This is a genomic window from Vibrio albus, from assembly GCF_003144035.1.
GTDB lineage: Bacteria > Pseudomonadota > Gammaproteobacteria > Enterobacterales > Vibrionaceae > Vibrio > Vibrio albus.
This window is the reverse complement of record NZ_QFWT01000001.1, coordinates 138263-153756: the sequence shown is the minus strand read 5'-3', so window position 1 is coordinate 153756 and position 15494 is coordinate 138263. Positions and strand designations below refer to the sequence as shown.

Genomic DNA, 15494 nt, shown 5'->3' with positions numbered 1-15494 from the left:
CTCAAAGCGAAGCGCTCTGTATTCTCTTCTAGTCTCTAGTCTCCATAACCACTGGAAAATCCCATGAGTACAACCAATCTCAACACTCCATACTTTATGATCTCCGAAGACAAGCTGCTGGCGAACCTTGAAAAAGCGAAGCAGTTAAAAGAGCTTTCCGGAGTCAAACTTGTATTAGCGCTGAAGTGCTTCTCTACCTGGGGCGTGTTTAACATTATTAAACCCTACCTTGACGGCACAACCAGCAGCGGGCCTTATGAAGTAAAACTGGGTTACGAAACCTTTGGTGGTGAAACCCATGCCTACAGCGTTGGCTACAGCGAAGACGATGTAAAAGAAGTCGCGGATATCTGCGACAAAATGATCTTCAACTCACAGAGTCAGCTGAAAGCTTATCGTCACTTGGTAGAAGGTAAAGCGTCTATCGGTCTGCGCCTGAATCCGGGGGTGAGCTGTGCCGGGCAGGATCTGGCTGATCCGGCGCGTAAGTATTCTCGTCTGGGTGTGCAGGCTGACCATATTAAACCAGAAGTGTTTGAAAATCTGGATGGTGTGATGTTCCACATGAACTGTGAGAACAAAAGCGCAGATTCATTTATTGCCTTGCTGGATAGTATCTCTGAACAGTTTGGTTCTTATCTGGATAAACTAAGCTGGGTAAGCCTTGGCGGTGGTGTCTTCTTTACCTGGCCTGGTTATGAGCTGGAAAAACTGGCAGCAGCACTAAAAGCCTTTTCCGGCAAGCATGGCGTACAGCTGTATCTGGAACCGGGCGAAGCCATTATCACTAAAACCACCGATCTGGTGGTAACCGTGGTGGATATCGTCGAGAACGAAATAAAAACCGCCATTGTGGATTCAGCAACAGAAGCCCACCGTTTAGATACGCTTATTTATGATGAACCGGCCTCTATTCTGGAAGCGTCAGAAAATGGTGAGCATAAATACGTTATTGGTTCTTGCTCTTGTCTGGCGGGTGACCAGTTTTGTGTGGCAAGTTTTGATAAGCCTCTGGAAATCGGCCAAAGACTGCATGTCATGGACAGTGCTGGTTATACCATGGTGAAGTTAAACTGGTTTAACGGTCTTAAAATGCCGTCTGTTTACTGTGAACGCAGTAATGGCGACATTGTTAAGCTGAACGAGTTTGACTACAGCGATTTTAAACGCTCTCTGTCGCAGTGGTCTGTCTAATCTTTTAGATGAAGGGGGATGACATCGCCCCCTTAATTTACCTTCTACTTTACTTCCACTTTCCCACTCTTTAATCACTCTTTAACGTCGATACATCTTTATTATTAACTTATTTGTTAATCCAAAATTTATTAATCTATTTATCAGTAGTTATAAGTCTCTATTTAAATATAAAAATTAAGAGTTCCCTTAATTAATAATAAAGACACATAAATGACAAAGAATTGAAATGGAAATTGTCTCATAATTAAGAAAATACCATTGAAGTTGACTAAAGATCACTTTTTCCTATTTTCTTTTATTTTGATTACGCTCAAACTAACTCACACCTGATGACATTAGAAGATTATATCTAATGCAAGGTTAGTATGTGTTGGTTGGCTAGGTTTCTTATATTAATACAATTTAAACCAGTACATACGCAGGACATCTAAAGGCTAATAGGTAGAATTCTCTATGATAGAATTCATATAAAACAATAAGTTAGCTGTTTTTGATGTCGGAGTGATTATCGAGAATGTATAAACAAGCACGGTGGGAGCTGTAACCCAAGGGCGGTAGCGTGTCTAGTTAATAATGAGTTAGCTGTTATTTTATTGATAGCTTTCTCAATGGAAGTGGTTATTTTTATAACCACTTATTCTCGGCAATTAGTTTTTACGTTTGTTGACTGGGTATAATTATGAGACAGGGAAAGCGAATAAAAGGTCATGGTGAAGAGACCGTTCTTGCCTACCGGATTCTGGATGTATTTATCATATCAACAGTTCTGGTATTGACCTCACATGTATACAATGGTGACTTTAGTAATAGCTACTTTATTGCTTTAAGTGCCGGGGTTTTCTTCTATAGTTTAATGGCCGAAATAGCCGGCGTTTATCGGGCGACGCACTCCCATTCACTGCGGGAAGTAACGGCCGGATTATTCTTTTCCTGGCTGTTTACCATCGCCGTCATGCTATTTATTGCTTTCTTCTTTAAAACCTCTGAATCCTATTCCCGCGTAACACTGGCAATATGGTTTGCGTTTACACCGGTGATTCTTGTTGTATGGCGTATTTTTGCATACAAATACCCATGTATTTTTAATCGTGATGCCAGTGAACAAAAAACAGTCATTATCGGAGCAACAAAATCCGGTATTACTCTTTCCAATGCCATTCTCAGTAATCCTCTTCTTAATCTTCAGCTAACGGGTATCTATGATGACCGCTCGCCGGATCGTCTTCATGCTGAAAAACTACCCGTACCATTAAGCGGCACAATTGATGAAGCGTTACACCTTGCTAAAGAGCATAAAGTAAAACACGTTTATGTTGCGCTTCCGATGGAAGCCGTCAAACGGATCAAGCAGATCATCAGCCACTTTGCTGACAGTAATGCCCGCGTCTATATCGTTCCTGATTTCTTTACCTTCGACTTAATGCAGTCCCGTTGGCGTAATGTGGGCAATGTTCCTACCTTAAGTATTCACGATACGCCGTTCTATGGTTTTTCCAGTTTTATGAAGCGGGCAGAGGACATTATTTTATCCATGCTGATTATTGCTCTGATCAGCCCCGTACTTCTGGCGGTTGCAGTTGGCGTGAAGCTGTCATCTCCTGGCCCGGTCATTTTCAAACAGCAACGATACGGTCTGGATGGAAAACCGATCAAAGTCTGGAAGTTCCGTTCCATGAAAACGCAGGACAATGGCCCTGTGGTAAAACAGGCCACTAAAAACGATCCGCGTATTACACCATTCGGCAGCTTTATTCGCCGTACTTCTCTGGATGAATTGCCACAATTCTTTAATGTGCTGATGGGCACCATGTCTATTGTGGGGCCAAGACCGCATGCGGTGGCGCATAACGAGGAATACCGTGGCCTTATCAACAAATATATGTTGCGTCATCAGGTAAAACCGGGCATTACCGGTTGGGCGCAGATAAACGGCTACCGTGGCGAAACCGATACGCTGGATAAAATGGAAAAACGGGTCGAACACGATCTTGTTTATATCCAGTCCTGGTCTCTATGGCTGGATATCAAAATTATTTTCCTTACCGCATTTAAAGGGTTTGTAGGCAAAACGGCTTATTAGCACTTTATTATTTTCACCAGACAACATTATTCCACCATACCACTTAAGCACATACATAAGGTTAACGATGTTAAAAATAATCTTAAAGGTACTCATTGTTTGTAGTTTCCTTATTTCGGGGGCTAGCCACGCTTCAGATTATAAACTGGCCGCTGGTGACACCATCCGGATATCGGTTTATGGCGAGGAAGATTTATCTTTCGATGAACTGCTGATCGACAGCAGCGAAAACTTTGAGTTTCCGTATTTAGGAAATATCAGTGCAAAAGATAAAACACTGCGTGAAGTACAGGAAGAACTGACCAGCGGCCTGAAAGGGGATTACTTGGTTAACCCTAAAGTGACCGTCAGTATAGTGGAATACCGGAATATTTATGTGAACGGTGTGGTAAATAAGCCTGGTGCTTATGAGTATCAGCCTGATTTGTCGGTGGAAAAAGCCATCGCGTTAGCGGGGGGATTTTTGGCGAAATACAGAAAAACCAAAGGCGTTTATCTGACGAAAAGTGAAGAAGTAAAAGGATTAACTCAGAATGAAATTAAAGATCTGTTAGAGAAAAAAAGTGAAGTTGACCTCACCGCAGAGGTTCACCCCGGAGACACTATCTATGTCGTTAGTTCGTTTTGGTAAGTCCTTTTTAAGTCGTCAATATCAGGTTTAAGTAGCATGCAAGAGTTATTACAAGATAAAAAAGTTTCGTCAAAAGAGATCATTGATCTTAGCCACTATTTTAAAGTACTGAAACGTAGCCTGGCGATTATTATCCTTTTTTCAGTTCTGGTTACCGGAATTGCGATTTTGGTTGTTTTTTCTATTACGCCTAAGTACACCGCAACCGCAACATTGCTGATTGAAGCGCATGAGAAAAAAGCGGTTTCCATAGAAGAAGTCGTCGGCATCGATTCCAGCCAAAAAGAGTATTACCTGACCCAGTTTGAAATTCTGAAATCAAATCAGATTGCGGAAAAAGTTATTGATAAGCTGGGACTGGCTAATCTGGCAGAATTTAACTCAACGCTAAAAGCAGAAAAGTCTTTCGTTGATGAAATCAAATCAATGCCACTGGTTGCCTCTTTGCTTGGAGCAAGTGAAGATAAAGGACCAACCGCAGAGGGCATTCGCCAGAGTGTATTGACGGCATTTAAAGATAATCTGGTTATTTCTCCTGTAAGAAAAACCCAGCTGGTAAAGATCAGCTTTACTTCAGAAGACCCAACGTTAGCAGCAAAAGTCGCGAACGAAGTGGGTTATGCTTACATTGATACGAATCTGGAAGCGAAGTTATCGGCTACTCAGTATGCTTCCAGTTGGATTACTACTCGGTTGGCAGAGCTAAAACAACAACTGGAAAACTCTGAACAAGCATTATCCGATTTCCTGGTAAGAGAAAAACTGATTGATGACAGTGGTATCGAATCACTGGCAAGTCAGGAGTTAGCGAACTTAACGGAACGCTTGGCTCAGGTACGGGACAAACGAATTGAAATTGAATCGGCTTATACGGCTCTGAAATCATCAAATATTACAGACGTTGCGTCACTCTCTTCCATTCCAAGTATTTCGTCTCATCCACAAGTTATTGCGATCCGTGAAGCAGAAATTGATGCCGTTAATGAAGTTCAGGAACTCAGCAAACGTTATGGTCCAAAGCATGACAAAATGATTGCGGCGAAAGCCAAATTAGCGTCAGTACAGGAGCAAGCGGGCAGTATTACCGATAAATTGGTGAACGGAATTGGTAAAGAACTACAGGCAGTCAGAAAACAGGAATCATTGCTAAATAACGAAATCCAGAGCCGTAAAGGGGAATACCAGCAAATCACGATCAAGAAAAGCCGTTATGAAGCACTAAAACGTGAAGTAGAAACTAACCGAAATGTGTTAAATGTGTTCTTAAACCGTCAAAAAGAAACGTCGGCAACCAGTGACTTTCAGGCGGCAACCGCCCGTTTTACCGACAAAGCGATGATTCCTCAAATACCAAGTGCTCCTAAGAAAACGCTCATTGTTGCCTTAGCTTTTGTTGCCAGCTTTGGTTTGGCTGTTGTTATGGCATTTGTAATTGATGCAATGAAAAATACCGTTGAATCAGTCAAAAGCTTTGAAGATAAGTTCGGCCTTATTCCTCTGGGGGGCGTACCTATGATTAAGGCGAAAAAATTCAAAAAAGCACCGCTGGATAACTCGGTATTTTTTGATTCTCACTATGTCAGCTTTAGTGAATCGGTTCGCTCTATCCGCACTTCCTTAATGCTGTCGTATATGAACAATGATCGCAAGCGCATAGCTATTACTTCTTCAGTACCAGAAGAAGGGAAAACCACCGTTTCTATTAACCTGGCAATGTCATTTGCAAAAGTCGAAAACGTATTGTTGATTGATTGTGACCTGCGAAAATCTTCTATCTCTGAACGGTTTGGTTTTAAAAAGCACCACCAGGGCTTAACTAACCACCTGTTAATGGGCGCGGAACTGGAAGATTGTTTGTTTAAAGACAAACACTCGGGTTTAACCGTAATGCCGGCAGGTATGCTGACACCTAACCCACAAGAGCTCCTCAGTTCTAAGCAGTTTGAAGAACTGCTAAACAAACTCGAAATCCAGTACGATCGAATTATTATTGATACCCCGCCAACATTGCCGGTAAGTGATTCACTGATTGTCAGCCAGTTAACCAAAGCAGTAATTATTGTGGTTAAAGCTAATGGTCCGAAAACGGATGCAGTTAGAAAAACCATGTCTAAATTTATGGGCCATGGAATTGGAATTGATGGGGTGGTGGTTAACCAGATTAATACTAAGGTTGCTCAGACTGAGTATGGGTATGGGGAATATGGGCACTATGGTGATGAACAAATAGTCTAAATAGAATTATTTACTCATGCTGTATTCGATAACGAAATCATCAGTTTACGACACCTATATACTAGTAAGTTATAGTTATATCTTAGTAATAAAAATATTGATAATTATTGCATGATATGAGAGGTAAGGTGTTTAATATCCGAAAGCTAGTATTTAAATTAATTTTTAAATTGAAATTAAAGATAGTAAGCGTGATTAATTTAATTAAATTTAAATTAATATGGTCGATAGGTAGAAAATGTATTTTTGAAGGTTCTATTTATATTCATGATCCCAGTGCTAATGTTGAAATAGGTGATAATGTTAGGTTTGGGCCAATGGTAAGAATTGGTGGTTGTAGCGGGTCAAAAATAAAAATAGGCAATAATGTTTCTATAAATCAAGGTAGCTATATAATTTCTGAAGAAAGTATTGTAATAGGGGATGATTGTAGAATTGGTGAATATATTTCAATTAGGGATAACGATCATCGATATCAGAATCCGTCTACTCTTATTCGAAAGCAAGGATTTATGTCTAAAAGTGTAGTGATTGGAAATGATGTTTGGATCGGAAGAGGATCAGTTATCTGCAAAGGCGTCTCTATTGGTGATGGAGCTGTTATTGGGGCAAATTCTGTTGTTACAAAAGATGTTGAGACTATGAGTGTCGTTGCTGGAATTCCTGCAAAAGTTATAAAGATAAGACAATAATTTTCACATTTAAATTAAGGTAGAGTAGTGGAAGATAAAATTTGGTTAGTTGTTCCATCTTTTCCTTTAGGTGGAGCAGAAAGACAACTATTTGAATTAGCAAAATACAATCCCAACAAATTTATTATAGTCGATTCATCATCAACAGTTAAAAAACGGAATATTAATGGCGTTGATATATTAGGTCTGGGAATTGAAATATTACACCTAAATATAAAAAATAAATATATCAGAAGGATTTTTAGATATCTTAGCTTTGTAAAGCTTGTAAATGAAATAAATAAAAATAATGTATCAAAAGTGGTTTTTTACAATCCAATATATTTTATATTAACACCATTTCTTAAGTTTAAAAAAGTTTCAGTTGTTCTATCATTGAGAGAATTTCATAATAAGTTATTTTCTCCACTATATTTACATTTAATAAAATCTGCAGATTATCTATATACAAATACACCTAGAGTAAAAGAGAAGTTAAAAGAATATAATATAAACTGTGATCTCCATTTGAATTATATAGATTTGAAACAACTATATAAGTGGAAAAATAATGATACTCGAACTATTTTAGTCATAAGTAATGTCGAACCCCACAAAAATATTCATATGTTAATAGATAAAGTAAGAGATAAGAACATTATTATAAATGTGGCAGGTAAAATTTCGAACTTTGAATATTATAATAAATGTCTAAGAATAGCTAATGAAAGTCTATGTGAGGTTAATTTTTTAGGTTCATTATCAAGAGATGAACTGGATGACTACTTGGTTAATACTAGATGTTTAGTACACCCATCAATATTGGAAGGGACATCTAATGCAATATTGGATGGTATTAAATTTGGAACTCCTATTTTAGTTTCTGATATACCAGAAAATACATTTTTGGTAGATCATAATAATGAGTTTATATTTAATGATAAAAATTTTGAAAATAAATTAAGGAAAGTAATTTTCGGTGAAATTGATGATAAGTACATTATAGAACAAGAGAAAATCAGAGAAAGGTGTGAGATGCTATTTTCTCTTGATAACATATCAAATATAAACAATGCGATTATTGACTAATATGGGCAAGAGTCATTATATATCTAGTTTTTTTTCAACAGTCACTGCTAGTGGGATTAGTTTTCTATCATATCCTGTACTAGCACTGATTTATCCACTATCTAGTTTTGGTCTTCTAGCTGTTTTAAACGCATACGCACTTATACTATCTACAGTTCTGTTGATAAGATTTGATTATTTTATTTTATCTGAAAAAAGTAAGATATCGAAAGTAAGATTATTTATTACAGGGATTTTCTGTTCTATTATTATAAGTATAATAATATTCATATTTTTGTTCGTTTTATATATATTTGGTATTTTAAAAGTTTATTATTTGATTGTTCCTATCTTGGCGTTTTTATTTTCTATTTATAATTTAGTTACGTTTTATTTATTGTCCAATGGTAATGTTAGCCTGGTAAATAAAACTAAGATTATAAGGGCATCGTCTATTTTTATTTTGCAATTAATCACATGGAAAATGCAGTTAATCAATTATGGATTGATCATTTCTATAATCATAGGTCTGATTTTTTCATTGCTAATTTTATTTATTGATATCAGAGAAAGGATTTTTAATTATATTTTTAAGGTCTATAAATATAAACTAGATATTAGAGGTGCTTTCTTTAAATCCATTTATAAAAATAAAATAAATATTAGATATCAATTACCTCAGACTATATTTAATAGCATAATAAACAATGTAATTCCAATCATAAATGAATATTTTTTTGGTGTACAGGTGGCTGGTTCAGCACTATTAGCCGAGAAGTTTTTTAGAATGCCATTAAGTGTTGCTATTGATTCTTTTAGGCCTTTACTAATAAGGGACTTTTCTAGAGTATTATTAGAAAATGTTAAGGATAAGTTACTGAAGATAGTGCCTCTGTTTGTTTTTGTATCAATGTCAATAATTATATTATGCAAAGTTTTAGAATATATACCTATAGGTAATATATATCCAGTTTGGAACAATATTGAATACTTGGTTCTTCCAGTGATCATGTTCTCATGTGCTACGCTGATATCTACACCAATACTTTGTGCGTATCAAGCACTAAGCTTTAGTAGGCGGCTATTTTACATTGAATTATCGAGATTGTTATCGGTCACATTTTGTTTTTCTTTTTTATATAATGTATTAGATATTAACGTTGTAATGTTCTACTTTATAGTTTCTATTAGTATAGTTAGCTTTCCATTATTATCATTGTTGTTTGGTTTTAAATTGAATAATGGGAGTCTAAAAATTGCTTAAAGAAATTCCGGAAAACAGATCTTTTCTGTTTGTTATTATAATAACTTTTATTTGTTTGATAATGAGCTATGTTAATTATATATATCCAACAGTAATATATAGTTTTCTAGCTATCTTATGTCTATTCGTTTTTCTTTCTTATATAGCTGTAGATACTCCCGAAGTTATTTTACCTTTGTTACCCTTTATATTTATTAGAGTTACTGAGTTGGTTTCTGGTTTACTTATTGAATCCGGGGGGTATTTAACGGAAACAGATATATTAGGCCAGGTTACAGCTTCATTTTGTCGTTTGGTTATATACTATGTCTTGTTTTATTTTTCAGTGGAGAGAGGATATTTTTTTATTAAGAAAATTAAAGGAGATATAAAAAATGAGTATGCGGATGTATCATTAGCCAAGATATTTATTTTTACTTCTTTGATTTTTGTAGTATTTGTTTTGCTGATCGGACTTATTTCCGGTTTTAAAGATGGCTTTGCTTTTTTACTAGGTATTAGTAGGTTTGCCTTCAGGGATAATTCTACTAGGTCATTACTTTCTGTATTTCTTAATAACAGAACATTAGCTGTTCTACTTGTTTCAATTTTATATTCTTGTGCAAGTGCTTCTATTTTGAAGAAAATATCATTATTTTTATTTGTTTCCATTATTTTTATTTCAATACTTCATGGAGAACAGTTTGCTTCTATGATTATGTTACTTTTAACGTTTTCTTACCCAATTTTATTGTTAGAGAGCAAACTTAATAAGTTAGTAATAAATAAGATATTCAAATATGGTTGTATTTCTCTTCTTCTTTCTAGTCTTGCTGTATTAATGATTTATTCTAATCTTGGAATTGATTTAGAAGAGTTCGTTGAAAAAAGGCTATTATTACAAGGTCAGCAATGGTATATGGTCGATACAGATGAAGAAATAGGTATTTTTAGTGCTCACTTAGATTCTTTTATTAGGAATTTACCTTCTTTCTTTTATTTAAATATATATGGATTCATAGACCAATTAGTACCATACGGTATGAGGGAGCTTATGTATGTATATGCTACCCCAAATATCTATAATGCCTACATAGATAATTTTGTTACCTTTACTATGGGACAAATGGCGATGTTACTATATTGGTTTGGATATTTAGGAATGCTACCATGGGTTGTATTGACAGGAGTTTTATTCTCAGCTGTTATTTTTTACTTAAATCGTGCTATTTTTAATAAAGATTTAATTAGCATAATATTAGCCAGTAAGCTTTTTAGTTGGTATGTTTTTGGTCTTCAACAGGGTGAGTATTGGTATTTATGGGGAGCAAAAACTATTCTTTTTGTTCTTGTGATTTATCTTTTTGAAAAGAACAGAAAAGTTAGGTTTTCTTTTTAATTTTGATTCTGAGGTTTTTATTTTATGTTGATCTGGTTTTTAGGTCCTATTGATAGTCGCTGGAATGGTGTACATAGATATAGTGAAGTTATTATAGAAAAAATAACGAATAATAACATAAAAAAAAATTACATACCGTATCCAGCTCGGAGTATAAAAAGATATCTTTACCAATTTTTTATATATCCTATGAAGTTAATTCCACAAATAAGGAAAAAGAATATAATTATTCTTTATCAGGAAGATCTAGCCTTTATGATTCCTTTGGCTAGACTACTTGGATTAACTGTTGTTACTATATATCATCACGTTCCGGAAGATATCGGTAATGATAATAATAGAAGATCGTTGCTGGAGGCATTAAAAAATTATTATTTAAAAATTATGGGTAGATTTATTGCTTATTCAAACCTAGTTATATGCCCTTCCGAAATAACCAAAAAGTCAATTGAAAATAACTTCTACATACAAAAAGACAATATTATTACTATATCTAATGGATTCGACTTTAGTGACTATTTAAATGATATTAGTCGAGATGAAATTTTTAACAAATTTGAAATTAAATTAAGAAATGATGATGTTGTTTTACTTAATGTTGGAACAAATGAAACTCGGAAAAATATAAATAGTATAATAAAAGCATTATCGAAAGATCTTGATAGGAAATTTATATTTATTCGGGTTGGAAAAAATTTAGTACCAGAGAATGAAAATTGGATTTGCGATTTTGCTGAAAAAAACAATATTCGTTATGTTAATCTTAATTATATAAGTCAGAGGGATTTAGATTCTATTTATTTACATAGTGATATATATGTATCACCTTCTACTCATGAAGGTTTTGGACGCACAGTTATTGAAGCTCAGTATTATGGTCTCCCTGTTATAGCCTCTAAACTCGATGTTTATGATGAAGTTTTAAGAGATACTTACGTTCCGGTTACTAATTACTTCGAACCAGATGAATGGTATCAGATAATACAGTCATTTATAGATGGTAATAAAAACTATATTAATGAAGGGAAGAAAAATGCCAGCAGATTTGATATCTCGACTGTTGCTGATAAGTTTGAAGAGGCCATAGATGTCTTGTAGGAAAAAAGTTGTATATATCTCATCGAGGCCTCCTTTTCCTAAAATAGCAGGAAGAGAATTCATGATCTGTCAGAGTTTAGAGTTTTTAACCTCGAAATACGATGTTTACTTTGTTTGCTTTTTGGGTAGGAATCAAAGTGTCGATAAGGATAAAATTTCCAACTTGGGAATTTTATCAAGCTATTATCTAAATACATCATCTTTCTTTAGGTTTGTATATAATGTGATTTTATTCAGGAACAAGTCTTTGCAAGAATGCTTGTACTATTCACCTAGTGGTAAAAAATTTCTTGATAATGCTATAGCGAATATAAACCCAGATGTAATTATCTGCGACATGCTAAGAACATCTCAGTTTGTTGATGATTCAGATGTATTGGTAACTGATTTGGATGACTTGTTGTCAAATCGCTATGAGAATATGTTAAGGAGTAATTCAAACTATTCGGTTTTAGGAACGTATGCTCAGCGATTACCTAAGGTATTTAGTCAATGTGAAAAACTATTAAGAAAGATTCTTTTATCCTACGAATGTAAGAAAATTAGAGAGTCTGAGAAGAGAATATATAGTAAATCTAATAAAGTAATTTTAACGTCACCAATAGAAGCAGAACATATTAACACTATATATCATTCGGATAAAGCTACAGGTGTTCCACAAGCTGTTGATTGTTCTGAACTTGAGTTTTCTGATGGAATCATAAAAAAACTCTTATTTATAGGTAATATGACGACGGCTCAAAATATCGAGAGCTTAAGATTTATTGTTAAAGAAGTACTGCCGGAACTGATTAAAGTTACAAAAAACTTTGAGATTGTTGTTGTTGGTAAATATGATGAACGGCTAAATGAAATAATCTTTGGGGTCGAAAATAAAGTTAAATTATTGGGTTTCGTAGATGACTTAAAGGCAGTGGCAAGTGGATGTAGTGTAGCTCTGATGCCTGTCGCTTTTGGGACTGGTATTAAAACTAAAGTATTAGATTCGATGGCTCTTGGTTTACCTACGATAACCAATGATGTTGGCATAGAAGGTATAAATGCAGTACATGGAGAAGATCTAATTGTATGTAAAACTCCTGCTGACATCGCTGGCTCTGTTTGCGAGCTATTGAGCTCCAAGAAACTTTCTAGACAATTATCAAATAATGGGCTTTCGTTTATAAAAAATAATCATTCAAAAAAAATATTGTGTAATAAGTATTTGTCTGTAATTGACAACGTCGCTAGGAGAGATATGTAATGATTCTTCCAATAATAATGGCAGGTGGCTCAGGTAGCCGCTTATGGCCTCTTTCACGTACTCATTATCCGAAGCAATTTTTATCACTGGCCAGTGATAATACCATGCTTCAGGATACGATTTTTCGCTTATCCGGTATTGAACATAAGCCACCATTTTTTATCTGCAATAACGAACACCGGTTTACGGTAGCAGAGCAGCTTAGAAAGGCTGAAATTGACCATAGTGGCATTGTGCTGGAGCCGGTAGGGCGTAATACGGCACCCGCAGTCGCATTAGCAGCATTGCAGGCGGTTAAAAATGGTGATGACCCGTTACTCTTGGTGCTTGCGGCGGATCATGTTATCAGAGATAACGATGCGTTTATTGCTTCTGTTGAAGCGGCGATTCCGGAAGCGGAACAGGGGAACCTGGTGACGTTTGGTATTGTGCCTACAGCTCCTGAAACCGGGTATGGCTATATCAAGCAGGGACATGTTAGAAGTGATAACAGTTATTCGGTAGATTCGTTTGTTGAAAAGCCCTGTTTGGCAAAAGCGGAAGAATATCTGGCTTCCGGAGAATATTACTGGAACAGTGGCTTATTCCTGTTCAGAGCCTCTGTTTACCTGAAAGAACTTGAAAAGTACCGCCCGGATATTCTGATTGCCTGTAAAGAAACCCATTTAAGCAGCTATCCTGATCTGGATTTTATCCGCCTGGACGAAGAAGTGTTTGCCGGTTGTCCGGATGAATCCATTGACTATGCCGTGATGGAGCCGACTGAAAATGCTGTGGTGGTTCCTATGGACGCTCAGTGGAGTGATGTTGGAAGCTGGTCTGCTATCTGGGAAGTAAACGATAAGGACGACAGTGGTAATGCGACCAAAGGGGATGTGCTTACCGAGGATACCCGAAACAGTTACCTTTATTCTCAAAGCAAGCTGGTGACAACGGTAGGTGTTGACGACCTTATTGTGATAGAAACCAAAGATGCTGTACTGGTTGCCCATAAAGACAAGGTGCAGGGCGTTAAAAACATAGTTAATAAACTGAAAGCTGAAGAACGCTGTGAATATCTTCGTCACCGGGAAGTGCATCGTCCGTGGGGTTCTCATGATGCGATAGCTGATGGTGAGCGATACCACGTTAAGCATTTGTTTATTAAACCTGGTGAACGCATGGCAATTCAGCTACACCATCACCGCGCTGAACACTGGGTAGTTGTGTCCGGAACCGCCAGAGTAATACGGGGCGAAAAAGAATTCTATCTCAGTGAAAATGAGTCCACCTATATTCCCATCGGTATGGAACATGCTATTGAAAACCCGGGTAAGGTTCCTCTGGAAATTATCGAAGTTCGATCCGGCAGTTACCTTGGTGAGGACGATATTGTGCGTATTCAGCGTGAAGGTTACTTAGATTCAGAAGAAGCGCTATTCGTTGATAATGATTTCAAAGATAAGAAAAAAGCATAAGTGTCCAAATTGACGTCTTATCTTTGAGACTAATAGTGAGTGTCATCATCATGATACGTACGGCCGTTTTCATTTCGTGTAGGCTACAAATGTTTTTAAAGATTATGCATTGAGTGCCATATATTAGGACGTGCTGATTAACTGTAAAAATAATAAGAACCATATTTATATAAAACAATAGCAAATGGATTATCGAATTAAACAAGGGAGATAAACCAATGAAAAAAACGTTAGTTGCGCTGGCAGTGGTGGCTGCGGTAGGTTCTGCTCAGGCGGCAGAAATGTATTCCATGGATGGGGTCACTATTGATGTCAATGGCGAGGTAGGGGTGAAATATATAAAGGTTCAGGATGAAGCGGATAAGTCTCAACTGGATCTGGATGAAGCCAAGTTCGGGTTCGAAATTGAATATGAGATGACCGAAGATCTGGCCATGGGTGCATACATGGATATTGAGGCTAATAATGCTGATGATAACGTGACCCGGGGAGACGTTTATGGTTCGGTAACTATCGCTCAGCAACATGTGGTTACTTTTGGTTCCCAGACTACCATTTTCGACGAAGCTGGTATTGGTAATGACTATGAATTCGGCTTTACCTCTTATTTTGAGGATCTGGAGAGCAAAGGCGATCAGGTTCTTAAGTATAAGTACAACGGTAATGAAGTGTTCTCTGCGGGAGTTGCTTATGCGGAATACCGTAATACGACCGGTTACACAGACAGTGACTATGAATTAGACGGGAAGATTAGTGCTAATGTTGAAGATGCAAGCTTTACTCTCTATCTGGCTCATGGTGAAAAGTCTGATGTGGAAAACGATGCCTACGTACTTGAAGCTCGTTACCGTTTGGGCGATCTTCGTGTGGCAGGTTCGTACGGTTCTACCGATGGTGAAACTGATGATGCTGATATGTATGGTGTTACTGCAACCTTTGATGATGGTGGCCGGTTTAATTATGGTGTCGGCTGGGCAATAACTGATTATGATGATGGTTCTAAAGACACGGTCAATGATACCTATGCGAACGTAACTTATATCTTCACCGATGAAGTAAAAGTTTATGCTGAAGTTGGCTTTACTGATGAAGATGATACGGACACAGGTTATGTTGTTGGTATGAGTGCAACATTCTAAATCGTAAGCCTCTCCCTTGTAGCCACTGCTTAC

At 36.6% G+C, this 15494-nt stretch carries 10 protein-coding genes and 1 pseudogene; all 11 read left to right on the top strand.

The features are described 5' to 3' along the window. Nucleotides 1-63: 63 nt before the first annotated feature. The 11 genes and pseudogenes from nspC to DI392_RS00520 all read left to right on the top strand — a co-directional run bounded on the left by nspC (nucleotide 64) and on the right by DI392_RS00520 (nucleotide 15461). Nucleotides 64-1194 (top strand): carboxynorspermidine decarboxylase, encoded by a 1131-nt coding sequence (gene nspC / locus DI392_RS00575; protein ID WP_109317968.1) that lies wholly within the window; start codon nucleotides 64-66, stop codon nucleotides 1192-1194. Nucleotides 1195-1876: 682 nt separating this feature from the next. Then, nucleotides 1877-3277, top strand: a complete 1401-nt coding sequence (locus DI392_RS00570) for an undecaprenyl-phosphate glucose phosphotransferase (RefSeq protein ID WP_109317967.1) — start codon at nucleotides 1877-1879, stop codon at nucleotides 3275-3277. Between the two features lie 67 nt (nucleotides 3278-3344). Further along, on the top strand, nucleotides 3345-3908 hold the full coding sequence (locus tag DI392_RS00565) for a polysaccharide biosynthesis/export family protein (RefSeq protein WP_109317966.1): 564 nt from the start codon (nucleotides 3345-3347) through the stop codon (nucleotides 3906-3908). Nucleotides 3909-3944: 36 nt separating this feature from the next. After that, nucleotides 3945-6143, top strand: coding sequence for a GumC family protein (locus tag DI392_RS00560; protein ID WP_109317965.1), 2199 nt, complete (start codon nucleotides 3945-3947; stop codon nucleotides 6141-6143). Between the two features lie 530 nt (nucleotides 6144-6673). Further along, nucleotides 6674-6829, top strand: a pseudogene (locus DI392_RS19980) (DapH/DapD/GlmU-related protein); the annotation flags it as partial. Nucleotides 6830-6862: 33 nt separating this feature from the next. After that, complete coding sequence (locus DI392_RS00550) at nucleotides 6863-7903, top strand: glycosyltransferase family 4 protein (RefSeq protein WP_109317963.1); 1041 nt, start codon at nucleotides 6863-6865, stop codon at nucleotides 7901-7903. Between the two features lie 1235 nt (nucleotides 7904-9138). Next, nucleotides 9139-10524, top strand: coding sequence for a DUF6418 domain-containing protein (locus DI392_RS00540; protein ID WP_109317961.1), 1386 nt, complete (start codon nucleotides 9139-9141; stop codon nucleotides 10522-10524). 24 nt (nucleotides 10525-10548) lie between these two features. Next, the gene (locus DI392_RS00535) at nucleotides 10549-11622 is read left to right on the top strand and encodes a glycosyltransferase family 4 protein (protein ID WP_109317960.1); all 1074 of its coding nucleotides are present in this window, start codon (nucleotides 10549-10551) and stop codon (nucleotides 11620-11622) included. A 61-nt stretch (nucleotides 11623-11683) separates the two neighbouring features. Then, nucleotides 11684-12865 (top strand): glycosyltransferase family 4 protein, encoded by a 1182-nt coding sequence (locus tag DI392_RS00530; protein ID WP_181388329.1) that lies wholly within the window; start codon nucleotides 11684-11686, stop codon nucleotides 12863-12865. Further along, nucleotides 12865-14322 (top strand): mannose-1-phosphate guanylyltransferase/mannose-6-phosphate isomerase, encoded by a 1458-nt coding sequence (locus tag DI392_RS00525; protein WP_109317958.1) that lies wholly within the window; start codon nucleotides 12865-12867, stop codon nucleotides 14320-14322. Before DI392_RS00530 ends, DI392_RS00525 begins: the two co-directional genes overlap by 1 nt. Nucleotides 14323-14540: 218 nt before the next feature. Continuing rightward, nucleotides 14541-15461, top strand: a complete 921-nt coding sequence (locus DI392_RS00520; protein ID WP_109317957.1) for a porin — start codon at nucleotides 14541-14543, stop codon at nucleotides 15459-15461. Nucleotides 15462-15494 lie beyond the last annotated feature (33 nt).

Bases quoted from the DNA above. Each gene is read 5' to 3' on its own strand.
- DI392_RS00535 (WP_109317960.1), top strand. From the start codon at position 10,549: ATGTTGATCTGGTTTTTAGGTCCTATTGATAGTCGCTGGAATGGTGTA.
- DI392_RS00570 (WP_109317967.1), top strand. From the start codon at position 1,877: ATGAGACAGGGAAAGCGAATAAAAGGTCATGGTGAAGAGACCGTTCTT.
- DI392_RS00520 (WP_109317957.1), top strand. From the start codon at position 14,541: ATGAAAAAAACGTTAGTTGCGCTGGCAGTGGTGGCTGCGGTAGGTTCT.
- DI392_RS00565 (WP_109317966.1), top strand. From the start codon at position 3,345: ATGTTAAAAATAATCTTAAAGGTACTCATTGTTTGTAGTTTCCTTATT.
- DI392_RS00560 (WP_109317965.1), top strand. From the start codon at position 3,945: ATGCAAGAGTTATTACAAGATAAAAAAGTTTCGTCAAAAGAGATCATT.
- nspC (WP_109317968.1), top strand. From the start codon at position 64: ATGAGTACAACCAATCTCAACACTCCATACTTTATGATCTCCGAAGAC.
- DI392_RS00525 (WP_109317958.1), top strand. From the start codon at position 12,865: ATGATTCTTCCAATAATAATGGCAGGTGGCTCAGGTAGCCGCTTATGG.
- DI392_RS00530 (WP_181388329.1), top strand. From the start codon at position 11,684: ATGATCTGTCAGAGTTTAGAGTTTTTAACCTCGAAATACGATGTTTAC.